Below are 26,067 nucleotides of genomic sequence, written 5' to 3'. Positions count from 1 at the left end.
GCGAATGCGTTATTTCCTCTGTCTGTGCCTCGCCCTATCCGCGCGCCTGTGCGCCGCCGAACCCGACCTGGCCCGCCAGGCCTGGTGGGGGAACGCGGTGTGCTATTCCGGATACCGGGAAGGCCAGGATCCCGACAAGGGTCTCTATCCCTCCCCCGCCCAGGTCCTGGAGGACCTGCGCATCCTCGACCGCAGGTGGAAGGTCATCCGCCTCTACGGCTCCGACCGCCACGCCGCCGACGTGCTGGAGGCCATCCGGGCCCACAAGCTGGGCCTGCGGGTCATGCTGGGCATGTGGCTCAGCGGCAAGCCCGGCAAGGCCCCCGAGAACGAGCGCCAGGTCGCCGAGGGCATCCGGCTGGCCAACGCCTACAAGGACGTCGTCGTGGCCGTGAGCGTGGGCAACGAGGCCCTGGTGGACTGGTCGGACCACAAGCTCACCGAACCGGTGGTGATCGCCTTCGTGAAGCGCGTGAAGGCCGGGGTGGCCTGCCGGGTCACCGTGGCGGACGACTTCCTGTACTGGGCCAAGGCCGGCAACCGCCTGGCGGAGCACCTGGACTTCATCACCCTGCACAGCTACCCCCTGTGGGGGAACCAGGACATCGACGAGGCCTTCGCCACGACCCTGGAGAAGTTCGCGGAAGTGCGGCGCGTCCATCCCGGGAAGACCATCGTCTTCGGGGAGGTGGGCTGGGCCACCTTCACCCAGGGCCCGCAGCACGCGCCCAGGGCCGGCAGCGAGGCCAAGCAGAAGCGCTACTTCGAGGAGATGAGCGCCTGGGCGAAGTCCATGGGCGTGACCACCTTCATCTTCGAGGCCTTCGACGAGCCCTGGAAGGGCGCGGGGACGGAAGGCCACTGGGGCCTGTTCTCGGTGGACCGCAAGGCCAAGCCGGCGGTCCTGGGCTGGTTCCCCGAGCTGCGCCCCGCGGGGCCCACCTCGCCGAGCTACGGGGAGCGGCCATGACCGGCGCCTGCGTCCCCCTTCAGCCCGCGGCCCCGGAAGTGGGCGGCGGCATCGTGGACCTTGACGGCGGGCGCTGGTTCCGCGTCTCCGGCCTGGACGGGATGCCCCCGTTCTTCATGAGCGTGGTGAGCGATTCCGACCACTGGCTGTTCGTGTCCAGCAACGGCGCGCTCACCGCCGGCCGGCGCGATCCGGACCACGCCCTGTTCCCCTACCACGCCGACGACCGCATCCACGACAGCCTGGAGCACACCGGAAGCAAGACCGTCGTGCGGGTGGCGCGGGACGGGCGCACCTGCCTGTGGGAGCCGTTCTCCGACCGCCACCAGGGCCTCTACCGCATCCGCCGCGACCTGCTCAAGAGCGTCCACGGCGACCGCATCGTCTTCGAGGAGACCAACGAGGACCTGGGCCTGGCCTTCCGGGTGTGCTGGATGACCAGCCACCGCTTCGGCTTCGTGCGCCGGTCCGAACTGGTGAACCTCGGCTCCGCGCGGGTTGAGGCCGACATCCTGGACGGAATCCAGAACGTCCTGCCCGCGCAGATCGGCTGGCGCTTCCAGTTGGAGTTCAGCACTTTGGTGGACGGCTACAAGCGCACCGAGCTCCTGCCCGGAACGGGCCTGGCCCTCTTCCGCCTGAGCTCCATCCCCGCCGACCGCCCCGAACCCAGCGAGGCCCTGCGGGTGAACACCGCCTGGAGCCTGGGGCTGGAAGCCCCGGTGCGGCTCCTCTCCACCGTCCAGCTCGCCGCCTTCCGCAGGGGGGAAGCCCTCGTGGAGGAGACGGACGTGTGCGGGCGCCGCGGCGCCTACCTGGTGAACGCCGCCCTGGCCCTCGAGCCCGGGACCTGCCGCGAGTGGTTCGTGGTGGCCGACCTGGCCCTGGACGCACCGGCGGTGGTGGCCCTGGAGGCACTCCTGGCCGGGGGCGGGGACCTGCGCGCGCAGCTCCTGGAGGACGTGGAGCGCGGCACCGAGGGCCTCCTGCGCCGGGTGGCCGGCGCCGACGGGCTCCAGGCCGGCGAGGACGAGCGCAGCGCCAGCCGCCACTTCTCCAACACCCTGTTCAACATCATGCGGGGCGGGATGCCCGGGCTGGGCACCCGCATCCCCCGGGACGACTTCCGGCGCTTCCTGGCCGCGTCCAACCGCGAGGTGGCCGCGCGCAATCAGGACGTCCTGGCAGCCCTGGAGGAGGCTCCCGGGCGCCGGGACTTCCTCGCGGCCCTGGAGGCCTGCGGGGACCCCGACCTGGAACGCCTGGGCCGGGAGTACCTGCCGCTGACCTTCAGCCGCCGCCACGGGGACCCCAGCCGCCCCTGGAACATCTTCTCCATCCAGGTGCGCGAGCCCGGCGGCTCCCAGCTCTACAACTACCAGGGCAACTGGCGGGACATCTTCCAGAACTGGGAGGCGCTGGCCTTCAGCTACCCCACCTTCCTGGAGGCCATGATCGCCAAGTTCCTGGCCGGCTCCACCGCCGACGGGCACAATCCCTACCGCGTCCTGCGGGAGGGCTTCGAGTGGGAGACCCACGACCCCCACGATCCCTGGTCCTTCATCGGCTACTGGGGGGACCACCAGGTGGTCTACCTCCTGCGGCTCCTGGAGGCCTCCGAGCGCACCTTCCCCGGCGCCCTGTCCCCGCTGCTGCACAAGCGGGTCTTCGGGTACCTCGACGTGCCCTACCGCATCAAGCCCTACGAGGACCTGCTGGCCGACCCCCACCGGACCATCGACTTCGACGCGGCGGCCCACCGCCGCATCCTGGCCCGGGCCGGGGCCCTGGGCGCCGACGGGCAGCTCCTGGCGGGGCCGGACGGCCCGGTGCGGGCGGGCCTGGCCGAAAAGCTGCTGGTGGTGGCCCTGGCCAAGCTTTCCAACCTCATCCCCGGCGCCGGCATCTGGATGAACACCCAGCGGCCCGAGTGGAACGACGCCAACAACGCCCTGGTGGGCTACGGCGTCTCCATGGTCACCCTGTGCCACCTGCGCCGGTTCCTGGCCTTCTGCGGCGGACTCCTGGCCGGCGACGCCCCGGTGGCCCTGGAGGTGGCGGGGTGGTTCGACGGCGTCGCCACGGCCCTGGAAGGGACCACCCCGGAGGCGGCCGACACCGTCCCCGGCCGCAGGCGCATGCTGGACGCCCTGGGCCGCGCCGCCTCGGACTACCGGGAAGGCCTCTACGCCCGCGGACGCTCCGGCCTCCTCGCCCCGGTTTCAGCCGCGCGCCTGCGGTCCTTCTTCGCGGCGGCCCTGGGCCACCTCGACCACGCCATCCGCGCCAACCGCAGGGACGACGGCCTCTACCACGCCTACAACCTCATGCGGCTGGAGGTGGACGGCATCGCCATCCGGCGCCTGCAGCCGATGCTCGAAGGGCAGGTGGCCGCCCTGGGCGCCGGGGTGCTGTCGCCGGACGAGGCCGCCGGCCTCCTGGACGCCCTGCGCCGCAGTCCCCTGCGCCGGGAGGACGTGGACAGCTACCTGCTCTATCCCGACCGCGAGCTGCCGCGCTTCCTGGAGAAGAACATCCTCCCCCCGGACGCTCCCGCCCGGATCCCCCTGCTGGGGGCCCTGCTTGAGGCCGGCGACACCGCCATCGTGGCCCGGGACGTGAAGGGCAGGGTGCACTTCAACGCCGGCTTCCGCAGCCGGCGCGAACTGGAGGCGGCCCTGGGCGCCCTGGCCTGGGACGGTCCCGGCCGCGAGGAGGTGCTGGCCCTCTACGAGACGGTCTTCGACCACCAGTCCTTCACCGGCAGGTCCGGAACCTTCTACAAGTACGAGGGCCTGGGCTGCGTCTACTGGCACATGGTGGCCAAGCTCCTCCTGGCCGCCGACGAGGCCCGGCGCGCCACGTCCCCGGACGATCCCGCCTTCCCCCGCCTCCAGCGCCACTGCCGGGAGATCCGGGAAGGCCTGGGCGTGCACCGGAGCCCCGCCCAGGTGGGCGCGATCCCCATCGACCCCTACTCCCACACTCCGGCCCAGGGCGGGGCGCAGCAGCCCGGCATGACCGGCCAGGTGAAGGAGGACTTCCTGTCCCGCTTCGGCGACCTGGGGGTGCAGGTGGAGGCGGGGCGCATCGTCTTCCACCCCGCGTGGATGCCGGAGGGGGAATTCCTGACTCGCCCCGCGGTCTTCCGGTATTTCGATCTGGAGGGCCGGTCCCGCACCTTGGGTCTGCCCGCAGGCTGCCTGGCCTATACGCTCTGCCAGGTCCCCGTGGTGGCCCAACGCGCCGGAACGCCGTCCTTGCGGATCCTCCTGGCCGATGGTTCCTTCCGGAGCTTCCCCGGGCTGTCCCTCGACCTTTCCACGAGCCGGGCCCTCTTCGACCGGACCGGGGAAGTGGAACGCATCGAGGTCGTGCTGGGAGTGTGATTCTCATGGCCGTGCTCGACCCCGGTTCCGGGCCTAGGGCAGGCCCAGCCGTTTCTTCAGCGCCGGCGCCGCCCCCCGGCTGATCTCCACGTCCAGTCCCCCCGCGAGCTTGACCTGCATGCGCCCCGAATCCAGGTTCCTCGCCCCCAGGATCGCCTCGGGGCGCAGGAGGAGGTGGCGGTGCCCGCGGATCAGGCCGCGGCCCTCCAGGGCCTGTTCGGCCTCGGCCAGGGTCTTCCAGAGGGTGCGCCACTCGCCCCCGGCGTGGGCCCACACGGCCCCGTCCTTGAACTCGAAATGGGAGGTCCGGGCCAGCTCCAGGAGGACCAGGCCTTCGCCGGCCTTCACGGGGTAGCGGAAGGGGCCCGCGGAGGGGGGCTTCGGGGGGCGGGCGGTCCTCAGGCGCTCGAGGGTCAGGGCCAGCCGTTCCTCCGTGACGGGCTTCAGGAGGTAGTCCAGGGCGGCGTGCTCGAAGGCCTTCACGGCGTGCTCGGCGAAGGCGGTGACCAGCACCACGGGCAGGCCTGCCTGGATTTCGGCCATGACCTCCAGGCCGGTGAGGCCGGGCATCTGCACGTCCAGGAACAGGGCATCCGCCGTGCCGCCGGCTTCCAGCCATTCCATGACGGCGAGGCCGTCCTCCAGTTCCGCCACGACCTGGCAGCCCTGGTCCTTCAGCAGCCGGACCAGGCGCTTGAGGTTGTAGGGCTCGTCCTCGGCCACGACGATGCGGAGCGGTTCAGGCACGGTCCCCTCCCGGCAGCTGGATGACAGCCCGGGTCCACTCGCCTTCCCGCCAGAGCCGGAAGGAGGTGGCGGGATCGGCTCCCAGCAGGGCTAGACGCTCCCTGAGGTTGCGCAGGCCGATGCTGTCCGGCGCGCCTTCGCCCGGGGGCCGGCCGGTGTTGGCCACTTCCAGCTCCAGTCCGCGGCCCCAGGGGCGCAGGCTGATGTGGAGCTCGCCTCCGGCGCGCTCGGGGCCGATGCCGTGCCTGACGGCGTTCTCCACCAGGGGCTGGAGGAGGAGGGGCGGCACTTCGCGGGCGTCCAGACCCGGATCCCAGGACCACCGGACCTGGAGGCGCCTGCCCAGGCGGAGCTGCTCCAGGGCCAGGTACTGCTCCACCACCTTCCGTTCCTGGGCCAGGGCCAGGGAGGCGCGGTCGCCCAGGTCCAGAAGGTGGCGCAGCAGGCCGGCCAGGTCCACCAGCACCTTCTCGGCGCCGGCGGGGTCCTCCCGGACCATCTCGGCCACGCCGCTGATGGCGTTGAAGAGCACGTGGGGATTCATCTGGTTCTGCAGGGCCTTCAGGCGGGCCTGGGCGGCGGCCTTCACGGCCCGGTCCTCGCTGCGTTCGGCCCGTTCCATCTGGGCCAGGACGCCCCCGAGGAGGACGGCGAAGCAGAGGTAGGCCGCCGCCAGGATCAGGAGCCTGGGCGGCAGGGCCCCCCCCATGGACCCGTGCATGCCCATGCCGCCCCGGCCCATCATGCCCCGGCCCATTCCGCGCGGGCCCATGGGCGGGGCGCCGGCGCCGAGCAGCACCAGAAGGAGGAAGGCGCAGGCCGCGTTGAAGGGGATGGCCTGGAGGAGACCCCGGAACGGCCCGGCCACGGCGTCCGCGGTGCCGGTCCACTGCCAGGGCAGGGGGGAGAGCACCAGGAAGAAGAAGCCCCAGGCGAAGGGCGCCAGGGCCTCCCCGTCCAGCGGGAGGCTCCCGGGCCCCAGGGCCCACCGGGTGAGGTTCCAGAGAAGGCCGAACACAAGGATGGCGCCCCAGGTGAGGGGGCGCCGGATCCTGTGGACGGTGGTCCTGAAAAGGTGCTCAGCCTGCATGATGAATCAGTCTAGTTCAGCGCATGCCCTGGGGACAGGCACCATTGCCGCGGCCCATGCCCCTGCCGTGACCCATGCCCCTGCCCATGCCGGGGCCTTCGCTCCAGCGCTTTTCCCACTGGGCCTTCTGCTCGGGGGTGAGGAGCTTCTCCATTTCCATGCGGTTGGCCTGGCGCGCTTCCAGGAGGGCGAAGCGGGCCTGGCTCTCCTTGTCGAAGAGGGCCTTGAGGTCGGCGCCGGGCTTGGCCATGGCCTGCCGGAGGGCGTCGTGGGCCTCCCGGACGGCCTTCCTCTTGGCTTCCATGTCGGGCCGGTGCTTGGCCTCCAGGGCGGCGAAGGCCGTCTTCTGGGCTTCCGTGACGCCCGGGAGGTTCGCGCAGACGCCGCCGCGCCGGCAGGACCCCGGTCCGCCCTGGGCCAGGGCGGGCAGGGCCATCAGGGCGAAGGCGCCGGCGCAGAGGATGAGGGTTCGGATGGATGTCTTCATGGTTGCCTCCAGGGTCCGGGGAACCTTGCCCCGTCCACAGCATTGGAGGCGCCTTTGGCCGGGAGGGCTGTCCGGGACGGTCGGGATGCACCGGGGAGGGATCGAACGACACGAAGCGGGGGTCGAATGACATGCGGATTGTTTTCCGGAATTCCTTCGGCACGGGACGGAGGTGGTCCTGCCCTGCAGGCCTTGACTCAGTTGTAGGCGCGCTTGATCTCGACGGCTTCCGCCATGAGTGGCGCCGCCAGCTGGAAGCCCCCCCGTTCCTTCCAGAAGGGCAGCTGCTCATGGCGACCCACGTATTTCTGGGGGATCGGGCGCGAGCCGATCTCCACCGGCAGGCCATAGGCAGTCTCGACCAAACACCAGGTGAGGCTCGGACGGTTGGTTTTCATAGCCGGGCTCCGGACCGGGACCACGAAGTGCGGATAGGGTGGAGGGGATGTTCACCCGCTTTTTGGCCCACCAGCTTGCCCACCCTTCCGGCCTGTTCGGCCGCCTCGTCATGGCCCGCTGGCTCCGGAGCCACACCCGGTCCGTGAACGCCTGGGCCCTGGACCTGCTCGGGATGGGCCCGGGCGACCGGTTGCTGGAGATCGGCTTCGGGAGCGGGGACCTGCTGTTCGAGGTGCTGGACCGGGACCGCCAGGCCCGGGTTGCGGGCCTCGACCTGTCGGAGGCGATGGTCCGCGTGGCCTCGAAGCGGCTTCGCTCCTTTCTCCGGGAGGGGCGCTGCGAGCTCGCCCAGGGGTCCGTCGAGGCCATCCCCTTCGGCGATTCGGGCTTCTCCCGGCTGGTGAGCGTGAACGCCCTCTACTTCTGGCCCTCGCCCGCCTTGGCCCTGGCCGAATGCCGGCGGGTCCTGGCGGAGGGCGGGGTCCTCCTCCTGTGCTTCGACGCCAAGGCCAACCTGGAGCAGTGGGCGGGGCACCGCTTCGGGTTCCGGCTCTACGAGCCGCCCGAGGTCGAGGCCCTCCTGCGGGACGCGGGGTTCCAGGTCCTGGACCTGCAAAGCCGCTCCTTTCCGGGCTACGGGGAGGCGCACTGCGTCCGGGCCCGGGCCGGATTCCGGGGGGGACAAACCTGACCGGTTGCCTGACAATGCTGGAATGCCCGAGACTCCAAGCGAACGCGCGCTGCCGACGTACCAGGACCTCCCCGTCTTCAACTGGTCCTGGCTCCTGGCGCGGTCCATGCTTTACAGCTCCTTCGGGCTGGGCATCAGCCTGGTGGTGGGGGTCAGCTTCCTGCTGGGGTCGGGGCGGTGGGCGCTGGGCGGGCTGCTGCTGCTGAACTACCTCCTCATCGGCGGGGGGTTCGCCCTGCGGTCGAGCATCAACCGGCGGCGCCACCTGGCGCGGGGCCGGCAGCGGCGGGAGATGGACGAGGCCCGCCGGGCCCGGCAGCGGGCCGAGCTGCGCCTCACGGTGCTGCAGGCCCAGGTGGAGCCGCATTTCCTCTTCAACACCCTGGCTTCGGTGCGGTCCCTGGTGCGCCAGGATCCGAAGCGGGCGGAGGCCACCATCGACGCCCTGGTGGGCTACCTGCGGGCGGCCATCCCGAGGCTCCGCCCGGACGACGGGGGCGCGGTGAGCACCCTCGAGGGGCAGTTCGCCATCTGCGAGAGCTACCTGAAGGTCATGAAGGTGCGGATGGGCGACCGCCTGTCCTACGGGGTGGACCTGCCGCCGGAGCTGGCCCAGACCACGTTCCCCGCCCTCATGCTCATCTCCCTGGTGGAGAACGCCATCAAGCACGGCCTGGAGTCCCGGCCGGGGCCGGGGCGGGTGGAACTGCGGGCGGACCGGCCGGAACCGGGCCGGGTGCGGGTGGTGGTGGCGGACGACGGCCTGGGCCTGGCGCCGGGGCTGGGCTCTGGCGTGGGGCTGGCCAACATCCGGGAACACCTGGCGACGCTCTACGGCGCCGAGGCCTCCCTGGAGCTCCAGGGCGGGGCCTCGGGGGGCGTGACGGCCACCATCCGGCTCCCGGAAAGGCGGGCGGCATGATCCGGGGCCTCATCGCGGAGGACGAGGAACCCCAGCGCCTGGAACTGGCGGGGCTGCTGCGGGAGGCGTGGCCGGAACTGGAGCTGGTCGCCGTGTGCGGGGACGGCCTCGCGGCCCTGGAGGCGCTGGAGGAGCACCGGCCCCAGGTGCTCTTCCTGGACATCCGCATGCCCGGGCTGAACGGCCTGGCCGTGGCCCGGGAGGTGGGGGCGCGGGCCCACGTGGTCTTCCTCACGGCCTACGACGAATATGCCGTCGCGGCCTTCGACGCCGGGGCCGTGGACTATGTCCTGAAGCCCGTCCTGCGCGAGCGCCTGGCCCAGGCGGTGGAGCGGGTCCGCGGGCGCCTGGAGCGGGACGCGCCGCCTCCGTCCATGGACGAGCTGCTGGAGCGGCTCATCACCCGCCAGCGGGAGGGCGGAAGGCGCCTGCAGTGGATCACCGCGGGCGCCGGCGACACGGTCAAGCTCTTCCCCATCGGGGACGTCATCTACTTCCAGGCCGACGAGAAGTACACCCGGGTGGCAACCCGGGAGGAGACAGCCCTCATCAGGGTCCCTCTGAAGGACCTGCTGGAGGGCCTGGATCCCGACCAGTTCTGGCAGGTGCACCGCTCGGTCATCGTGCGGGCCCCGGCCATCGAATATGCCAGGCGGGACGAACTGGGCCGGCTGCGCCTGAAGCTCAGGGGCCGGGACGAGCTGCTGCCGGTGAGCGCTGCCTTCCAGCACCGTTTCCGGGCCATGTGAGCCCGGGCGGGGACGAACCTTCCGCAGGGATGGACATTCCAGCCGGGAGGCCTGAACGCCATCCTCTTGCGGATTTCGCAGCGATATTGATTATGCAATTACAGAAATCCGACCACCCAACGAAGGACATGGAAAAGGCTGAAGCGTTTCTGAGGCCCATCACCATCATCCCGTTGGGACGGGAGGAAGCGATGGACTGGGGTTTGATCGAAGCACGACTCCGAAAAGAGGGAACCCCGATCGAAGCCGAAGACGGCATGATTGGCGCCACCGCGCATAAGCATGGCCTGACCCTTGTCACCGGAAATAGTAAACATTTTGGTAGGATCAAGGGTTACGCATCGTTGATTGGGAACAACACCCACCCGAAGTCTGAACCCCTCTTGCGCTCCGGGACCGGATCCTCGCTTCGTGGCGGTGGCGGGCCGTGACGGGGGCAGGTCCGTCGCGCCAGGGAGGGGTTCCATCCCGTGGGGAGGGGTGTTCGTCGCAATCCCCCGCGGGGCGGGCGGGGCATGACTAGGCTTGGGCCATCACCTTTCCCCGGGACGCCCCTTGAGAATCCTCCTCTCCCTCCTCCTCGCCCTGCCGCTCCTGGCGGGGGACACCCTGACCCTCGAGAACGCGGAACTCCGGATCACCTGGCGGAACCGCGACGCGGCCATCGAACAGGTGGAATGGAGGGCGGACCACGCCCGGTTCTTCCAGGGGCCGGGCCCGGGCGCCGCCGCCGGGACCTTCGCGGGCGAGCCCGCGGTCGCGGACACGCCCCGGGGCCGGGAGGTCACGTTCACCGGGGCCGGCGGCGCGCGGGTGGTCTACCTCCTGCCCGCCCAGGGCCACGTGCTGGAACTGGTGGCTTCCACCGTCCCGCTGGACCTCCTGCCCGCCCAGGCCGCGGGCCGGGTCTTCACCCTGGAGGACCGGCGCATCCACGCCGTGGCCTGGGCCGACATTGTTAAGGAGCCGTTCTTCGGGTTCCTGGGGGCCCGGCGCAAGGAACTGCCGCCGGCCGCGCCGCGCCTGGGCATGGACGCCGGGCCCTTCGCGGCCATCTGGCACCTGGCCTCGCCGCCCCAGCGCGGGCCCGGCGGGTACCTCCTGCCCCCGGGGGGCGCCGGGCGCCTCTACCTGGGGCCCAGGCAGGAATCCGCCCTGGGGGCGTTCGGGAAGCCCTTCACCCAGGTGCTGGACTACGGCTTCTTCGGGCCCCTGGGGAGGGCGCTGTACCTGGGCCTGACCCTGATCCACGCCGCGCTCCCGAACTGGGGGTGGACCCTCGTGGCGTTCTCGGCGCTGCTGCGCCTGCTGCTCTGGCCCCTGAACACGAAGTCCGTCGTGCAGGCGCTGCGGACCCGGGACCTGGAGCCCCACGTGAAGGCCCTCCAGGCCCGCCGGAAGGACGCCGGCGGCTCCAGGGCGGAGCAGCAGCAGGAGGTCATGGCCTTCTACAAGCAGAACGGCCACAACCCCATGGGCGGCTGCCTCGCCGCCCTAATCCAGATGCCCGTCTTCCTGGCGCTCTACAGCATGCTGGGCAACGTCTTCGAGCTGCGGAACGCGCCGTGGATGTTCTGGATCCGGGACCTGTCGGCGAAGGATCCCACCTATGTCCTGCCCATCCTGCTCTGCGTGGGCATGTTCGCCCAGCAGGCCGCGGCCCCGCCCGCCGGCGACCCGGCCCAGCGCCGCATGATGCTGGTGGTCCTGCCCGTGATGATGCTCTTCATGTTCGCGAGCCTGCCCGCGGGGCTGAACCTCTACTACCTGGTCTTCAATGGGGTGGGCCTGATCCAGACCTGGTGGGTGACCCGAACCTACCGGTCCGGGCCGGTTGTTGCGATTGACATGCAATCACGTTGACCGATACTTCCGTATCCTGCAGGGAGGACATGGTCATGGTGGATTTCCGCGACAAGACGCCCCCGACGCGCTGCGCATGGTGCGGCTTCATCCGCATGGGCCAGGTCTGGCGCTCCGACCGGAGGGGGCTGAAGCTGGGCGGCTACCGCCACGCCATCTGCGAGAAGTGCCTGGGCGCCCATTTCCCCGGGGTCCAGCCCGCCCCCCGGGACTAGCCGAAGGTTTCCCGGGTACCTGGGAGAAGCAGCCTGGAAAGCGTATCTTTCTTTTTATCTGCTTTTATACCCGTCCATCCCCGGCTGGATACCGCCGGGGTGGGTCGGGAATGCCTGGGCTTGGTTCCGGTCTTCGCCTCGGGATCATCCAGACACGGGTTTTGCCGAGGATGGAAAGGGATAAAAGCTGAAATACCAAAACCTAACTTACCTGGCGCAGCCGGTGGTTGGGGCGTTGGGAGCAAGGCTGGTTCTGGATTTGCGCGACTAGGAAACCTTGACCCGGATCGAAAGCGCCTTCAGGGCCACGAGGTGCAGCAGCTGGCTCGCCGTCGCGCAGCAGTCCCCCAGGACGGTCACCTGGTAGGGCTCCGCGGCCCGGGAGATGGCGGTGTGGGTGACGCAGTTCTGGGTCATCATGCCCGCCACCACCAGCTCGGTGACGCCGAGGTCCCGCAGCGTGCGCTCCAGCGTGGTCTGGTGGAACGCGTCGGCGTGGTGCTTCACCACCACCGGCGCCTGCGGCGCGGCGGCGAGGATCCTGGGATGGATCCGGACCCCGGGCGTGCCTTCGTTGAAGAAGGGGGCCGGGCCCTCGGCGATGTGCTGGATGAGGATGACGGGGATGCCTTCCGACGTGGCCTTGGCGATGGCTTCCACCACGTTGTCCAGGGCGGCCTCCGCGTTCCAGAGGGGATAGGCCCCTCCGGGGAAGTAGTCGTTCTGGACGTCGATGACCAGCAGGGCCTTGTTCATGGGTGTCTCCTTGGGCGGGCGCGCCGTAGGTCCAAGGTAGGACGCGGGGGTTGAACGATGGAGTGGCGGAAATGACAATCTTCGGGCTATAACTGACAGATCATGGCGACCCGCATCGGCATTCTGGACTATCCCGGCGCCCAGGCCTCGGCGGTGCTGGGCCTGAGGGATCTGCTGGAGGAGGCCTCCCGGCTCCACAAGCTGCGGGGCGGCGCGGGGCTGGACGTGGCCGTCCTGGCGGGTCTGCCGGCGCTGGACGCGCCCCTTACGGCCCTGGTCCTGCCCCCGGCCCTGGGGGGCGAGCCGGCTTCCGATCCCAAACGTCCGGCATGGCTGACGGCCCGCCACCGGGAGGGGACCCTCCTGTGCTCGGTGTGCATGGGCGCCATGCTGCTGGCCGAGACGGGGCTCCTGGCCGGCCGCCCCGCCACGACCCACTGGGGCCTGAGGGCCCGTTTCGCCGAGCGGTTCCCGGCCGTCCTCCTGGACACCGACCGCCTCGTCATCGACGACGGCGACCTCATGACGGCCGGAGGCCTGATGGCCTGGGTGGACCTGGGCCTGCGGCTGGTGACCCGCTTCCTGGGCCCCGAGGCCATGCTCGCCACCGCGCGCCAGCTCCTGGTGGACCCCGGGGGCCGGGAGCAGCGCTTCTACAGCACCTTCGCCCCGGTCCTCACCCACGGGGACCCGGCCATTCTGAGGGCCCAGGCCTGGCTGCAGGCGCACGGCGGCGGCAAGGTGGACGTGCCGGCCATGGCGGGGGCGGCCCGCCTGGGGGAGCGCACCTTCCAGCGCCGCTTCAAGCGGGCCACCGGGTTGAGACCGACGGAATACCTGCAGCACCTCCGGGTGGGCAGGGCCCGCGAGCTGCTGGAGCGGCCGGGCCTCGGCGTGGACGAGATCGCCTGGCGGGTGGGCTACGAGGACCCGGGCGCGTTCCGGAAGATCTTCCTGCGGCTGATGGGGCTGTCCCCGGGCGAGTACCGGCGGCGGTTCGGGACCGGCGCCTCCCAGGACGCCTAGGTCGAGGAACTACATGGAATTCCTGGGGGATATGGGGGGTACCACCCATACCGGGACGGTGGCGCGGCCCCTATCCTGAGGGCGTCTTCAATGCCCAGCCCGCCTCCGGCCCCGGCTCCCGTCAAGGGCGTCCGCCAGGGGCCCACCCCTCTCCCCTGGAGGTTCCCGATGCGATCCGTCCTCGTCCGGAGGCTGGCGGGGCTCGCCGCCTTCGCCGTCTCCACCCTCGCGGCCCAATCCCCCGGCGTCAGCCCGGCGCTGACCAAATACGTGGACCTCCTCCCCGTCCCCCCGGTGGCCACCCCCGTGCACAAGGCCGGCCTCCCGGCCCTGGCCGACTACTACGAAATCGCCATGACCGAGCACAAGCACCAGTTCCATTCGGAGCTGGGGAAGGCCACGGTGTGGACCTACGGCCTCGGCGGCCAGCCCGGGGTCTACCTGGGGCCCACCATCGTGGCCCAGCGGGACCGTCCGGTGATCGTGAAGTGGATCAACAAGCTGCCCAACGACCCCGCCACCTTCCCCCTCCGGGATTCCATCGATCCCACGATCATGGGGGCGGACCTGCCCACGGGCCGGGCCATCCCCCACCTGCACGGCGGCAAGACCGCCGCGCGGTTCGACGGGACGCCCGAGCAGTGGTGGACGTCCACGGGCCAGAAGGGCGCGGCCTTCGTCTCGGATACGTTCATGTACACCAATGAGCAGCCCGCCACGCTCCTGTGGTACCACGACCACGCCATGGGTGCCACCCGGTTCAATCCCTACCTGGGCCTGGCCGCCGCCTACCTGATCTTCGACAAGGTCGACACCGGAACGGCCATCAACGGCCAGAAGGTGCCCTCGGGGGCCTACCACCTCCCCATCGTCCTCCAGGACAAGATCTTCAACCCCGACGGCACGCTGTACTACCCCACCCAGGGCAACAACGCCCTCCATCCCGTCTGGGTGCCCGAATTCTTCGGCGACACGCCGGTCATCAACGGCAAGGCATATCCCCGGCTCAACGTGGAGCCCCGGCGGTACCGGCTCCGGCTGCTGAACGGGTCCCAGGCGCGCTTCTTCAACCTGGGCTTCGACCACGACGGCTCCCCGCTGGCCTTCCACGTCATCGGATCCGAACAAGGTCTCCTGCCGGCCCCCGTCCGCAAGACCTCCCTGCTCATCGCGCCCGGCGAACGGTTCGACGTGATCATCGACTTCTCACGTCTCCGCCAGGGCGCCCGCATCACCGTCACGAACGATGCGCCCGCGCCCTATCCCGACGGCGGCATGATGGAGATCCCCGAACTGATGCGCATCGTCGTGGACAAGCCCCTGGCCGGCCCCGATGCCACCGTGCCCGCGGCCCACCTGAAGCTCCCCAAGGTGCCCAGGCTGGTGCCCACCCGCGGCCTCGGGGCGCGGGAAATGGTCGGCGAGGAGACCGAAGACCCCGCCACCGGCACGCCTGTGGACATGAAGTTCAACGGCTACGGCTCCATGGATCCGACCACCGATTTCATCAAGGTGGGCACCACGGAGACCTGGGAGTGGATCAACCTGACGGGGGACGCCCACCCCATGCACGTGCACCTCATCGCCTTCCAGGTGCTGAACCGCCAGCCCTTCGATGCGGACGCCTACAAGGCCGCCTGGGACAGCTACCTGGCCGGAGGAAGGCAGCCCTCCCAGAAGCCGGACATCCGCCATTTCCTCACGGGCCCCGCCCAGGCTCCGGAACCGGAGGAGCTGGGCTTCAAGGACACGGTGAAGGCCTATCCGGGGTTCGTCACGCGCATCCGCGGCACCTTCGACGTGCCCTACACCTCCGCCCTGGACCTGGACTTCCGGAAGCGCTCCCTGGGCTCCTACGTCTATCACTGCCATATCCTCGAGCATGAGGAGAACGACATGATGAGGCCCTTCGAGGTCGTCTTCTGACGAAGGAGGGAAGGGGGCCGGAGCGATCCGGCTCCCTTTCCGTGGGGTCAGCCGTTCCTCCGGGTACGGCAGTCCTGGATGGCGGCGAGGATGGTGTCGACGGGATCGCTCTTGGAGACGAACCCCCGGGCCCCGGCCTCCAGCATCTCCCGGGTGATGTCGGGATCCTGGTGCATGGAGAGCCCGATGACGCAGATGCCAGGCAGTTCGGCCTGGAGGAGCCGCGTGGTCTCGATGCCGTTGATGCCCGGCATGTTGATGTCCATCAGCACCACCTCCGGGTGGTGCTGCCGGGCGAGCCGGAGGCCCTCGAAGCCGTCGCTGGCCTCGCCGACGACGTGGATGTGGCGCCGGCCTCCGAGGAGGCTGGAAAGCCCCTGCCTGACCACCTGGTGGTCATCCACGATCAGGAGGCGGATGCGGGTGTCCACCGGGACCGCCGGTTGGGAGGGGCGCGGCGGCCGGGCCCCGGCGTCCCGGCGGGAGGCGGCTTCGGGTTCCTGCGCCCCGGCCAGGGGTTCCTCCAGGGGCACCATGAGGTGGAACTGGCTCCCCTGGCCGGGAGCGCTCTCGATCAGCATCCATCCGCCCAGGTGGGTCAGGCGCTCCTGGATGCTGAAGAGGCCCAGGCCGGTGCCGCTGCGCGCCGTCTTCGCCAGCTCCACGTCGAAGCCGGCGCCCGCGTCCTCGACGGTGGCCTCGAAGTGCGTGGCCGACTGCCGGACCCGGATCCGGGCCCGGGCCACCCGGGCGTGCTTGATCACGTTGAACAGCAGCTCGCGGATGGCGTCGAAGAAGAATTCCGTGAGGTGGGGCGGAAGGGGATGGAGGTCCTCGTCCATTTCGAGATCCACGTCCAGGGCATGGCGTTCCTTCATGCGCTTGCCTAGCCAGGCGAGGGCCTGGGCGAGCCCCTTCTCGTGGAGGACCGCCGGGCTCAATTCCGCCGCGAGGTCGCGGGACGACTGGATGGCTTCGTCCATCAGGTCCTCCAGCTGGCGGCAGGATTCAAGGAATCCCTCCCCCTTCGGACCGGCGGCCAGGGCCCCGGCGCGCCACTTGGCGGCCACCAGGATCTGCTGCAGGTGGTCGTGGAGGACCTTCGCAAGGCGGCGCCGCTCGCGGTTGTCGGACTGCACAAGCTCCGACGCCAGGGCCCGGAGCATCCGGGTCCGGTCCTCCAGTTCCTGGCGGGCGCGGTCCCGCTCCGCCCGGGAACGGATGGTGAGGATCCCGGAGGCCAGATCGTTCGCGAGCTTGCCGAGCATGTCGGTCTCGACGGCCTTGAACCGCCCTGCCGCCGGGGAGAAGATCTCCAGGACGGCGCCGGTCCGGTCGCCGAAGCGCAGGGGGAATCCGAGGGCGTACCGGGCAGACCCCTTCGCCTGCTCCCGCAGGAGGACGGGTTCGGAGTCCAGGCAGGCCTGCCCGCCCAGGCAGCGTTCGCCGGTGTGGAGGCACCGGCCCGGCAGGCCGGTGTCGATGTCGCCCGGCGCATCGACGTACCGCAGGCAGGCCTTGGTGTAGCCACCGATGGACACGGCGATGCGGCAGATCTCCAGCACCAGTTCCTTCTCGTCCGTGGCCCGCACCAGCGCCTCGTTGCACGCGGAGATCACCCGGAGCAGGCGGTTGGCCTGGTCCAGGGCCGCCGTCCGTTCCGCGACCTTGTATTCGAGGCGCTCCTCGAGGTGCCTGCGGGCCGTCACGTCCAGGATCATGGGGAGCATGTACCTCGGGCCCTCGGCGCCATCCTGGAGCATCTTCAGGTTCAGGTGGCCCCACGCTACGGAGCCGTCCTTGCGGAGGTAGCGTTTCTCCACCTCATAGCGCTCCAGTTCGCCCGAGGCCAGCCGGGCCACCTGGGCGAGGTCCACGGGGCGATCGCCGGGATGGGTGACGTCCAGGTAGCCCATGGCCAGAAGTTCCTGCTCGGAGTAGCCCAGGAAGCGGCACAGGGCGTCGTTGACCTTGAGGAACCGGCCGCCGGGATCCACGATGGCCGTGCCGATGGGCGACTCGTCGAAGGTGCGCTGGAAGCGGCCTTCCGTGGCCTGGTGGGCGCGAACCTCGGCCTTCAGCCGCCCGTTGGCGTCCGCCAGTTCCCGGAAGACCATCTCGTAGGGCTGCTCCACGCCGTGCTGCACGATGGCCAGGTAGGTCAGGTAGTAGGTGAACACCTTGAAGTAGTGGCCCACCCGGTTGGCGAGGCCGTAGTTGCTCACGTAGAGGGTGAACATCACCTCGGTGAGGATCGCCAGCACCGTCGCGGCCAGGAGGGTCAGGTAGATGCTGCGGTGGAACCGCTCCCGGTTGCGGACCAGGAGGGCGGCGTCCACGGCGAGGACCGAGATGATGGCGTATTCGCTGAGGATCTTGAACCGGGTCTGGCCCTGGCCCGCCACGAAGCAGGCGGGGAAGACGCGCCACAGGAAGATGGCGGCGATCACCAGGGCCGTCACGGCCATGAAGGCGCTGAGCGTGAGCGCCGGGTTGGGCCGGCGCCCCGTGGTCAGGTAGGCGAAGCCGAGCAGGAGGGAGAGGCTCTCGATGAGCCGGGCCGCGACCCAGAGCTGGTTCGCGGCGAAGGGGTGCCCGGGGAAGGTGGGCATCCCGGTATACCCGATGGTGTGGAGCAGGTCGAGGAGACCCAGGGAGAAGTAGGCGATGCCGACGAACAGGAGGAAGCCGTTCCGGATGTATTTCCGGGCATTCCACGCGATGCTGAAGATCGAGCAGGCCACCACCACGCTGAACATCTCGGCCAGGGTGTGGAAGAGCAGATAGCTGGACCGGCTCGTCAGGTAGAGGCCGGCCACGACCGCACCGCCAAGGCCGAGTTTCCATCGCTGGTCCAGGACGAAGGCCACCAGGGGGTTGCCCGGGCCCGGGGCCCATTCGGACGGTTGGATTGAAGCCTCGCCTGCCGGCTGTTGCATCGCCTGCCTTTCGGGACGTTTCCTGCTCCGGGCGGCCTAGTTGGCCCGCTTCAGGGCCATGCCGCAGCCGCAGGTGCCGGGTTCGGCCGACAGCGTGTTGCAGGCGCAGGAGCCGCCGCAGTTGCAGAAGTACAGGCCCGTGCCCTTGAGCTCGACGGACTTGAGGGCCTGGCCGCAACCGCATTTCGTGGCGTCCTTGGCGTCGATCCTGCATTTGCATTTCTCGCCGCACATGCAGACGAGGGCGGTCGATCCCTCCACCTTGACCACGTGGCCCCCCTTCAGGGGCTTGCCGCAGGTGCAGTTCCCGGGCTTGATGGAGGCCGACGTGCAGTGGCAGTCCGGGCCGCAGGCGCAGGTGTACAGGACATCCGCCCGCGCGGCTTCCTTGGCGGGCTGGCCCTTGGGCGCAGCATGGGCGAACGCGGCGGAAGCCAGCAGGACCGAACCGCAGAGGACGAGGGATCGTATTGCGTTCATGGTCACTCCTTGCAGAGGCGGGGAAGACCTGGAGGGTTTTCCCGGAGGGTGGCAGGGGTGGGATGATGGATTTTGCAAAAAGCTACCATAGTCGGCGGGTTTCCACCACGGGCAGAAACCTCCTGGATAGCGCCATTTGCCGCTTGCTTGCCAGGTGGTCGGCCATGCTCCGGAGGTCCCCCGGGCTCCCCGGATCCTGGGCCCGGAAGGTCGCCCCGGACCCGAAAATTTGCCTTCAACCCCTTGCCCCTCCGGTGGTAGGTTGACGCGTCGAATCGCCCCCCAGCCGGAGTCCCCTCCCCATGCCAGCCCTGGATCGGCTCGCCGAACGCCAGTTGATCGTCGTCACCGGCAAGGGCGGCACCGGCAAGACCACCCTTTCCGCTTTGCTGGGCCGGCTCCTGTCCCTGCGCGGGCTCCGCGTGCTCCTCCTGGAGGTGGATCCCCGGGAGAGCCTCCACCAGGCCCTGGGCACGGAGCCCTCCGGAGGCCGGGTGGTGGAGGCGGGCCGGGGCCTGCGCATCCAGAACCTGCAGCCGGAGGCCGTGATCGAGGCGCTGGTGCGGGAGAAGGTCCCCATCGGCTACCTGGCGAAGCTGGTCACGGAGAGCCCGGCCTTCCACACGTTCATCGAAGGGGCGCCGGGCCTGAAGGAGACGGCGCTGCTGGGCCACGCGTACCGGAGCCTGGAGGGGGCGGACATCGTGGTCGTGGACGCGCCGGCAACCGGTCACAGCGCCGCGCTGCTGGCGGCGCCCGGGCTGCTGGCCGGGGCCGTCCGGGGGGGGCAGCTGGGAGCGATGGCGGCCGAACTGGCGGGGTTCCTGGCCGATCCGAACCGCTGCGGCGTGACGCTGGCCACCCTGGCCGAGGAGATGCCGGTGCAGGAGACCCTGGAACTCATCGAGCGGCTCCCGATGCGTCCGGAACTGGTGGTGGCCAACATGCTCTTCCCGCGGCTGCCCCGGGGGGCGGCCCAGGGGCTCTGGAAGGCCCGCCGGCGCCTCCACGAGGCGGAACTGGCCCGGTTGGCCGCGGCCTGGGACGGGCCCCTGCTGGAACTGCCCATGCTGGCCCTGGACCGGGGGCCCGAGCTCGTGGAGCGCCTGGCCTCCGTCTTCCTGGAGGTGGACCGGTGAGCGGGGAGCTGACGGTGGTGGTGGGGGCGGGCGGCGTGGGGAAGACCACCCTGGCCGCGGCCCTGGCCCTGGGGTCGGCCCGGGAGGGGCTGCGCACCCTGGTCATGACCTTCGACCCGTCCCTGCGCCTCAAGGACGCCCTGGGGGTGGGCGACGCCGCCCGGGACGACCCGGTGCCGGTGGTGGCGGGCCTGGACGCGGCCCTGCTGGACGCCCGGCGGACCTTCGATCGGCTGGTCCGCGCCTACGCTCCGGACTCCATGGCCGCAAGGCGGATCCTCGCCAACCGCTTCTACCAGGACATGGCCGGCCACCTGGCGGGCATCCTGGAATACATGGCCATGGAGCGGCTCTTCGAGATGCGGGCCTCCCGCCGCTACGACCGGATCATCCTGGACACGCCCCCCACCCGCCAGGCCCTGGACTTCCTCCAGGCCCCCCAGCGGATGATGGACCTGGTGGACAGCAAGGCCATCCGTTTCGCCCTGGACCCCTGGTGGGACGACCCGGGCCACGGGAGCCTGCCCCTGCGCATCGCGGGACGGACGGCCCTGGGCCTTTCGGACCGGATCGTCGGGCGGCGCTTCCTGCTGGACGTGGTGGAGTTCATCCGGGCCTTCGCGCCGCTGTTCGAGGGTTTCCGGAGCCGCGCCCGGGAGGTGGGGGAGCTGCTCCGGGCTCCCGAGACCCGGTTCCTCCTGGTGACGGGGCCGGGCTCCGAGCGGGTGCCCGACGCCATGTTCTTCCTGCGCAGGCTGGAGGAGGCCGGACACCACCTCGGGCCCATCCTGGTGAACCCCGTGACCCCGGATCCGGGCCCCGGGGCGGGGGAGGGGGTGGTCCTGCTGCGCCACCTGGCGGACCGGGACCGGCGGGGCCTGGCCCTCCTGCAGCGGCTTTTCCCCGGCGAGCGCCGGATCCTCCCCGTGGCCCTGGAACCCTCGCCCCCGGCGGATCTGCCGTCCCTGGAACGGCTCTACGGAAAGCTGGCGGAGAACCGGGCTTTTTTGCCGCAATGCGGTATATTTGGGGCGTACGGTAAGGGGTCGTGATGATCCGCCTCATCAAACGGTACGGCGGCACCAGCCGGAAGCTCTACGACACCGAGGAGAGCCGCTACGTCTCCCTGGAGGAGCTTTCCGCCTGGATCCGGGCCGGCCAGGAGCTCCAGGTGGCCGACAGCGCCACCGGGGAGGACGTCACCGCCCAGACCCTCGCCCAGAGCATCTACGAGGACCAGCGGGGCGGGCACGCCCTCCTCTCCGGGGACCTCCTCCACCAGATCATCCGCCGGGGGAACCAGGCCCTGGCGGAGGGGTTCGGGCAGGTCCAGGCCAAGGTGGACCGCATGCTCCGAACCTCCGTGGACCGGATCCAGGCCGTGAGCGGGGCACGGGAGGACATCACCCGGCTCCGCCAGCGCCTGGCCGAACTGGAGGCCGCCCTGGCCGATCTGGAGGCCCGCGCCGGGCGCCGCACGAAACGGAGACGACCCAGCTGACCCAAACCGCCGGCCCTTGCGCCGGATGAAAGGAGAGTGGGTATGGTTACCAGGAAGAAGGCACAAGCTCCCACCGGCCTGAAGGGCACCGCCAACGACATCTGGCTGGCGGGCCTGGGCGCGTTCAATCTCGCCGGCGAGGAGGGCGGTAGGATCTTCAAGGCGCTCGTCAAGCGCGGCCGCGAGCAGAAGAAGACCAACGCGGAGTGGATGGCGGGCCTGCAGGAACGCACCGACGGCCTGAAGGAGGACGCCAAGGGCCTCCTGGAGCGGGTCGCCGCCCCCATCGAGGACGGCCTCGCCGCCGCCATGCAGCGGCTGGGCGTGCCCACCCGCAGCGAGATCATCAACCTCACCCACCGGGTGGAAGCCCTCACCCGGAACGTGAGCAAGGCCGCGCCCAAGGCCGCTCCGAAGCCCAAGCCCAAGGCCAAGGCACGGCCCAAGGCCAAGGCCCAGGCCCCCACCGCCTGATCCGGCCATGGCCCCGCCCCGCCGCACGAAAGCGCGGAAGGTGGGCCTTGCCCTGGCTTCCGGGGGACTGCTGGGGGGCGTCTACGAGGTGGGCGCCCTCCGCGCCCTGGAGACCTATGTCCAGGGCCTCGACCTCAACCGCATGGACGTCTACGTCGGCGTCAGCGCCGGCGCCTTCGTGGGCTCCCACCTCGCCAACGGGATCACGGTGGCCGAGATGGTCCAGGGGATCCGGGCCGAACCGGAGGAGGACGGGCTCTTCGACGCCTCCATCTTCTTCCGGCCCGCCCTGCGGGAGCTGCGCAGGCGGGGGCTGAAGCTGCCCTGGGTGGTGGCGGACGTGGTCAGGCAGATGCTCACCGGCGACGCCTCCTTCCTGGGGGGCCTGGAGGGCCTCGGGGCCTCGCTCCCGGTGTGCCTGTTCGACAACGAGCCCATCCAGGCCTACCTCCACCGGCTCTTTTCCGCGCGGGGGCGCACCGACGATTTCCGCAGGCTGCCCCGAAGGCTGTTCGTGGTGGCCACGGACCTGGAGACGGGCTCGGCCATGGTCTTCGGGTCCAAGGGGCTGGACCACGTCCCGATCTCCCGGGCGGTGCAGGCCAGCAGCGCCGTCCCCGGCCTCTACCAGCCCGTGGACGTGGAAGGCCGGGTCTGCGTGGACGGCGTGCTGCTCAAGACCGTCCATTCCACCGTCGCCCTGCGGGAGGGCGCGGACCTGCTGCTGTGCGTGAACCCGCTGGTGCCCATGGACACGGGCTCCCGGGACGCCCGGGAGGTCCTGGGGCGCCGGGCGGTGCAGAAGGGGGGCCTGCCGGCGGTGCTGGGCCAGAGCTTCCGGATCCTCATCCATTCGCGGGTGGGCCTGGGCATGGAGCGGGCCGCCCAGGCGTTCCCCGGCGCGGACCTGGTGATGTTCCAGCCCCGGGCCACGGAGCACCGGCTCTTCACCAACCTGTTCCGGCTGCACTCCCGCCACAAGGTGTGCGAGATCGGCTTCGACCAGACCCGCCTGGACCTGTGGACGCGGCGGGAGGCCCTGGGGCCGGTCTTCGCGCGCAACGGGCTGGAATTGCGGGAGGACCTGCTGGCCGAGGCCGGGCGCAGCGTGTGGGACGGCCTGGAGCCCCGCCGGGCACCCCGGGTGGCCCTGCGGCTGGATGAGGCCCTGCGCGCGCTGGAGGGGAGCCTCAAAGGCTGCTGAGCGACTCGAACTCCTCCTCGAAGGCCCGCACCAGGACCGAAGGGTCCGGCACCAGGGCCTCGTCGGCGATGATGCCCACCTGCACCCGGCCCGAGAAGCTGAGGATGGAGATCCCGATGCCGATGCGGGCGCGCTGGGGCACCCAGAAGATCATGGACCGGACCCGGCTCCCGGCCAGGGTCACCTCGCCCCGGGGCCCGGTGACGTTGGTGACCACGGCGGTGCATTTGTTGGCCAGGAAGTCGATGAGGCCCCTGCTCATGCGGTCCGGCAGGAGCGCGAGGGCGGCCCGCTGCAGCCCGTAGATGGCCCTGGGCACCGCGGAACCCTTCACGCGGTCCATGCTGGCCTTCACCTCCAGGATCCGCCGGGCGCGGACCCCGGGGCCGGCGGGCAGCTCCAGGGGCACGGGGGCGAAGTGGTTGTCGCACAGGAGGGGCGCGCCCGGGGCCCGCACGTTCATGGGCATGGATACCAGGAACCGGGACGGCGGGGGGTCGCCGTGGTCCTCCAGGTAGTGGGAGAAGGCCGCCGAGACGGAGGCCATCAGCACGTCGTTGACCGTTGCCCCGATGGCCTGCCGGGCCCGCTTGACCACCGCCAGGTCCATGGGCCGGGTCCAGGCCACGTGCTTGTGCCCCGAGAGCGCCGGGCCGTGCATGGGGCTGTGGTCCGGGTGCCAGGCCAGGCGGCGCAGGAGGATGCCCGGCGCCGCGAGCGGGACCGCCGCGGCCCGCAGGAAGCCGCCCCGGTCGGGCGGGACCTTGGCCGGAGGCTTGCCGTCGATGGGCTCGTCCACCAGGGCGAAGAGGAGGGACACGAGGGCCTCGCCGTCCCCGATGCTGTGGTGGACCCGCACCAGCAGCGCCGTGGTCCCGGGTTCGTAGCCGTCCATCACCCGGATCGACCACCGGGGATGGGCCCCGTCCAGTTCGCGCCCAGCCTCGTGGCCCACATAATCCTGGAAGGCCTCCTGGCTCTCCAGGGCCACGCGGTCCTCCACGATGTGGCGGTCCAGGTCGAAGTCCGGGTCCCGCTCCCAGTACTGCCGGTGGCCCCCGCCCGTGATCCGGCACCGCAGCCGCTCGAAGCGCGGGGCCTCCGGGCCCTCGAGGATGCGCCTCCGGAAGGTGGCCCGGAGGTCCGCGGCCTCCAGGCGGTCCGCGAGGAGCACGGCGTTGATCACCATCCGGTTGCAGGCCGAGTCCTGAAGCCAGATGGCATCGTTGGAGGCGACGGGTTCGCGCATGCTCACCTCCGGCGCAGGGCCAGGATGAAGGCGGAAAGGAGCAGGCCCGTCCACACGGGCCAGGGGGACCTGAACCACAGGGCCGCGGAGCCCGCGGCCAGGAACGCGATGGCGGAGAGGGCCGGCCCCAGGGAGGCCCAGGCGGGCTCCCGGGGCTGGCGGGTGAGCCGCTCCAGCACCCGGAGGCCGTCCGTGATGAGGAGCGGCATCTTGATCATGGCGTCCACCATCTCGGGCACCCCGCGCATGCCCTCGCTGAGCAGGCGCAGGGGGCTGAACTGCTCGAGGAAGAGCCCCCGGATGTGCTTGCGGCTCACCTCCGCCACGTTGAAGCCCGGCAGCAGCACGTTGCCCACGCCCTCGAAGGTGACCAGGGCCTTGACCATCAGCACCAGCTCCACCGGGAAGTACATGCGGTGCTCGGCGCCCCGGGCCAGGGACTGGAGGATGAGCTGGCCCAGGGAGAAGTCCTTGAAATTGGCCGCGAGCTTCCACCGGTTGGCGATGTCCGCGGCGTCCCTGCGGAAGGCCGCGGGATCGGCCCCGGGCCCAGGGATGGCGATGGCGGTGAGGTGGCGCGCGGCGTTCTCGCCGTCGCCCATGACCAGGGCGAAGTAGTAGTACATCAGGGACCGGCGCAGGTCCTCGTCGAGGCGGCCCACCATGCCCAGGTCGATGAACCCGACCTTGGGCCCGGGCAGGATGACGAGGTTGCCCGGGTGCAGGTCCGCGTGGAAGAACCCGTCCTGGTAGAGCATGCGGATGATGGCCATGGCGCCCAGGTCCGTGAGCCGGCGCCGGTCCTCCTCGGGGAGCTCCAGGGCCTCCTTCGAGTCCGGGCTCAGCCCGTCCAGGAATTCCATGCACAGGACGCTGCGCCCGCACCAGGCGCGGTGGATGCCGGGGAACACCACCTCGGGCGTGTCCGCGAAGTGCCCCGCGAAGATCTCCGCGTTGTCGGCCTCCAGGCGCAGGTCCACCTCGCGGAGGGTGTAGGTGCAGAATTCGTCGACGATCTGCCGGGGCTGGTAGCGGGGCAGAAGCACCTGGGCCACGGCCCCCAGCATCCGCAGGAGCCGCGCGTCCCGCTCCAGGGTCTGGCGGATCCCGGGCTTGACGACCTTCAGGAGCACCCGCCGGCCGTCCAGGGTCACCGCGGGGTGGATCTGGCCGATGGAGGCCGAGCCCATGGGCACCGGGTCGATGGACCGGAACAGCTCCCCCGCGGGCCGCCCCAGGTCCTTCTCGATGATCCTCCGGATCGCGTCCAGCGGCACCACGGGCAGGTTGTTGAGCAGGTGCTTGAGCTCGTCGGTGACGGGCCGGGGCAGCAGGTCCTCGCGCAGGCTCAGGATCTGCCCCAGCTTGATGTAGGTGGGCCCCAGGCGCTCCAGGCGCCGGCGCAGCTGCACGGGGAAGGGCAGGGCGCGCAGGTCCCGGTCCACGAACCAGCGCCCCGGGAGCGCCGCCGCCCAGAGCAGGGCCCGGCGCGGTCCCCCGCCCGAAGTGGCGGCCCACTGCCAGGCCAACCCGCCGAAGAGCAGGCCCGAGAAGTGCCGGACGGTGACGGCGAGGCGGCGCAGGTGCCCCTGGGGCCGCCATTCCGGCATGACCTCGAAGCCCAGGTCCCGGAGCCGGGCCTCCTGGTCCTGCGCGGCCCCCTCGAAACCGGGTTCGGCGGTCGCGGCCGTGTCACCCATGGGGGGAACCTCCTGCCGCGTCCTCGGGCAGCGGGCCGTACGGGTCGAGATCCTGGAGGACCAAGGGCGGAGTCATGCGGCCACCACACAGACGGGCCACAAATATACGGACGGAATTATCGCCCTGCAACTCCTTTATTGATGGTTCAGC

General features: G+C 70.6%; 24 protein-coding genes. 15 read left to right on the top strand and 9 right to left on the bottom strand.

What is annotated here, in order from left to right; translation table 11 throughout:
* Positions 1–4 precede the first annotated feature (4 nt).
* Both RAH40_RS09205 and RAH40_RS09200 read left to right on the top strand, forming a co-directional pair.
* Positions 5–970, top strand: coding sequence for a glycosyl hydrolase family 17 protein (locus tag RAH40_RS09205; RefSeq protein WP_306601808.1), 966 nt, complete (start codon positions 5–7; stop codon positions 968–970).
* A complete protein-coding gene (locus RAH40_RS09200) occupies positions 967–4,359 on the top strand; it encodes a hypothetical protein (protein ID WP_306601807.1) in 3,393 nt (1,130 codons plus the stop codon). Before RAH40_RS09205 ends, RAH40_RS09200 begins: the two co-directional genes overlap by 4 nt.
* Before the next feature lie 33 nt (positions 4,360–4,392).
* Here the strand turns inward: RAH40_RS09200 and RAH40_RS09195 are convergent, their stop codons facing one another.
* The 4 genes from RAH40_RS09195 to RAH40_RS09180 form a co-directional block, all read right to left on the bottom strand.
* Positions 4,393–5,106, bottom strand: coding sequence for a LytTR family DNA-binding domain-containing protein (locus RAH40_RS09195; protein WP_306601806.1), 714 nt, complete (start codon positions 5,104–5,106; stop codon positions 4,393–4,395).
* Positions 5,099–6,196 carry a sensor histidine kinase gene (locus RAH40_RS09190; RefSeq protein WP_306601805.1) on the bottom strand — a complete coding sequence of 366 codons (1,098 nt, stop codon included), beginning with the start codon at positions 6,194–6,196 and terminating at the stop codon, positions 5,099–5,101. Before RAH40_RS09190 ends, RAH40_RS09195 begins: the two co-directional genes overlap by 8 nt.
* Positions 6,197–6,212: 16 nt before the next feature.
* Positions 6,213–6,683 carry a Spy/CpxP family protein refolding chaperone gene (locus RAH40_RS09185; RefSeq protein WP_306601804.1) on the bottom strand — a complete coding sequence of 157 codons (471 nt, stop codon included), beginning with the start codon at positions 6,681–6,683 and terminating at the stop codon, positions 6,213–6,215.
* A 197-nt stretch (positions 6,684–6,880) separates the two neighbouring features.
* Positions 6,881–7,081: a hypothetical protein gene (locus RAH40_RS09180; RefSeq protein WP_306601803.1), complete on the bottom strand. Its 201-nt coding sequence runs from the start codon at positions 7,079–7,081 to the stop codon at positions 6,881–6,883.
* A 47-nt stretch (positions 7,082–7,128) separates the two neighbouring features.
* Between RAH40_RS09180 and RAH40_RS09175 the strand changes: the two genes are divergently transcribed.
* The 6 genes from RAH40_RS09175 to RAH40_RS09150 all read left to right on the top strand — a co-directional run bounded on the left by RAH40_RS09175 (position 7,129) and on the right by RAH40_RS09150 (position 11,522).
* Positions 7,129–7,773 carry a class I SAM-dependent methyltransferase gene (locus RAH40_RS09175; protein WP_306601802.1) on the top strand — a complete coding sequence of 215 codons (645 nt, stop codon included), beginning with the start codon at positions 7,129–7,131 and terminating at the stop codon, positions 7,771–7,773.
* Positions 7,774–7,795: 22 nt separating this feature from the next.
* Positions 7,796–8,695, top strand: a complete 900-nt coding sequence (locus RAH40_RS09170; RefSeq protein ID WP_306601801.1) for a sensor histidine kinase — start codon at positions 7,796–7,798, stop codon at positions 8,693–8,695.
* Positions 8,692–9,444 carry a LytTR family DNA-binding domain-containing protein gene (locus RAH40_RS09165; protein WP_306601800.1) on the top strand — a complete coding sequence of 251 codons (753 nt, stop codon included), beginning with the start codon at positions 8,692–8,694 and terminating at the stop codon, positions 9,442–9,444. Before RAH40_RS09170 ends, RAH40_RS09165 begins: the two co-directional genes overlap by 4 nt.
* Positions 9,445–9,473: 29 nt before the next feature.
* Entirely contained in the window at positions 9,474–9,875 is a 402-nt protein-coding gene (locus tag RAH40_RS09160) for a type II toxin-antitoxin system VapC family toxin (protein WP_306601799.1), read from the top strand.
* Positions 9,876–9,999: 124 nt separating this feature from the next.
* A complete protein-coding gene (gene yidC / locus RAH40_RS09155; protein WP_306601798.1) occupies positions 10,000–11,307 on the top strand; it encodes a membrane protein insertase YidC in 1,308 nt (435 codons plus the stop codon).
* 29 nt (positions 11,308–11,336) lie between these two features.
* Positions 11,337–11,522: a hypothetical protein gene (locus tag RAH40_RS09150; RefSeq protein WP_306601797.1), complete on the top strand. Its 186-nt coding sequence runs from the start codon at positions 11,337–11,339 to the stop codon at positions 11,520–11,522.
* Positions 11,523–11,789: 267 nt separating this feature from the next.
* Here the strand turns inward: RAH40_RS09150 and RAH40_RS09145 are convergent, their stop codons facing one another.
* Positions 11,790–12,278 carry a cysteine hydrolase family protein gene (locus RAH40_RS09145; protein ID WP_306601796.1) on the bottom strand — a complete coding sequence of 163 codons (489 nt, stop codon included), beginning with the start codon at positions 12,276–12,278 and terminating at the stop codon, positions 11,790–11,792.
* A gap of 102 nt (positions 12,279–12,380) precedes the next feature.
* Between RAH40_RS09145 and RAH40_RS09140 the strand changes: the two genes are divergently transcribed.
* Positions 12,381–13,304, top strand: coding sequence for a GlxA family transcriptional regulator (locus RAH40_RS09140; protein WP_306601795.1), 924 nt, complete (start codon positions 12,381–12,383; stop codon positions 13,302–13,304).
* Positions 13,305–13,472: 168 nt separating this feature from the next.
* The gene (locus RAH40_RS09135) at positions 13,473–15,230 is read left to right on the top strand and encodes a multicopper oxidase family protein (RefSeq protein ID WP_306601794.1); all 1,758 of its coding nucleotides are present in this window, start codon (positions 13,473–13,475) and stop codon (positions 15,228–15,230) included.
* A gap of 47 nt (positions 15,231–15,277) precedes the next feature.
* Here RAH40_RS09135 and RAH40_RS09130 read toward each other — a convergent pair whose 3' ends face one another.
* Both RAH40_RS09130 and RAH40_RS09125 read right to left on the bottom strand, forming a co-directional pair.
* Complete coding sequence (locus RAH40_RS09130) at positions 15,278–18,049, bottom strand: MASE3 domain-containing protein (RefSeq protein WP_306601793.1); 2,772 nt, start codon at positions 18,047–18,049, stop codon at positions 15,278–15,280.
* A 156-nt stretch (positions 18,050–18,205) separates the two neighbouring features.
* Positions 18,206–18,649, bottom strand: a complete 444-nt coding sequence (locus RAH40_RS09125) for a hypothetical protein (RefSeq protein WP_306601792.1) — start codon at positions 18,647–18,649, stop codon at positions 18,206–18,208.
* A gap of 302 nt (positions 18,650–18,951) precedes the next feature.
* Here RAH40_RS09125 and RAH40_RS09120 point away from each other — a divergent pair, with 302 nt between their 5' ends.
* Genes RAH40_RS09120 through RAH40_RS09100 form a run of 5 tightly spaced genes read left to right on the top strand, consistent with a single transcriptional unit; the run spans position 18,952 to position 22,967 of the window.
* Positions 18,952–19,788 carry an ArsA-related P-loop ATPase gene (locus RAH40_RS09120; protein WP_306601791.1) on the top strand — a complete coding sequence of 279 codons (837 nt, stop codon included), beginning with the start codon at positions 18,952–18,954 and terminating at the stop codon, positions 19,786–19,788.
* Positions 19,785–20,840 (top strand): ArsA-related P-loop ATPase, encoded by a 1,056-nt coding sequence (locus RAH40_RS09115; RefSeq protein ID WP_306601789.1) that lies wholly within the window; start codon positions 19,785–19,787, stop codon positions 20,838–20,840. Before RAH40_RS09120 ends, RAH40_RS09115 begins: the two co-directional genes overlap by 4 nt.
* The gene (locus RAH40_RS09110) at positions 20,840–21,289 is read left to right on the top strand and encodes a polyhydroxyalkanoate synthesis regulator DNA-binding domain-containing protein (RefSeq protein WP_306601788.1); all 450 of its coding nucleotides are present in this window, start codon (positions 20,840–20,842) and stop codon (positions 21,287–21,289) included. The genes RAH40_RS09115 and RAH40_RS09110 overlap by 1 nt, the downstream gene beginning before the upstream one ends.
* 42 nt (positions 21,290–21,331) lie before the next feature.
* Positions 21,332–21,763 (top strand): phasin family protein, encoded by a 432-nt coding sequence (locus RAH40_RS09105; RefSeq protein WP_306601787.1) that lies wholly within the window; start codon positions 21,332–21,334, stop codon positions 21,761–21,763.
* Positions 21,764–21,770: 7 nt separating this feature from the next.
* Positions 21,771–22,967: a patatin-like phospholipase family protein gene (locus RAH40_RS09100; protein ID WP_306601786.1), complete on the top strand. Its 1,197-nt coding sequence runs from the start codon at positions 21,771–21,773 to the stop codon at positions 22,965–22,967.
* On the opposite strand, the gene RAH40_RS09095 is transcribed toward RAH40_RS09100, so the two are convergent.
* Positions 22,954–24,216 (bottom strand): WS/DGAT domain-containing protein, encoded by a 1,263-nt coding sequence (locus RAH40_RS09095; protein ID WP_306601785.1) that lies wholly within the window; start codon positions 24,214–24,216, stop codon positions 22,954–22,956. The genes RAH40_RS09100 and RAH40_RS09095 overlap by 14 nt on opposite strands.
* Before the next feature lie 2 nt (positions 24,217–24,218).
* On the bottom strand, positions 24,219–25,916 hold the full coding sequence (locus tag RAH40_RS09090; protein ID WP_306601784.1) for an AarF/ABC1/UbiB kinase family protein: 1,698 nt from the start codon (positions 25,914–25,916) through the stop codon (positions 24,219–24,221).
* Between the last annotated feature and the right edge of the window lie 151 nt (positions 25,917–26,067).

Source organism: Geothrix sp. 21YS21S-2 (genome assembly GCF_030846775.1).
Taxonomy (GTDB): domain Bacteria; phylum Acidobacteriota; class Holophagae; order Holophagales; family Holophagaceae; genus Mesoterricola.
Note: the sequence above shows the minus strand (reverse complement) of the source record. Positions and strands in the feature narration are given on the sequence as shown.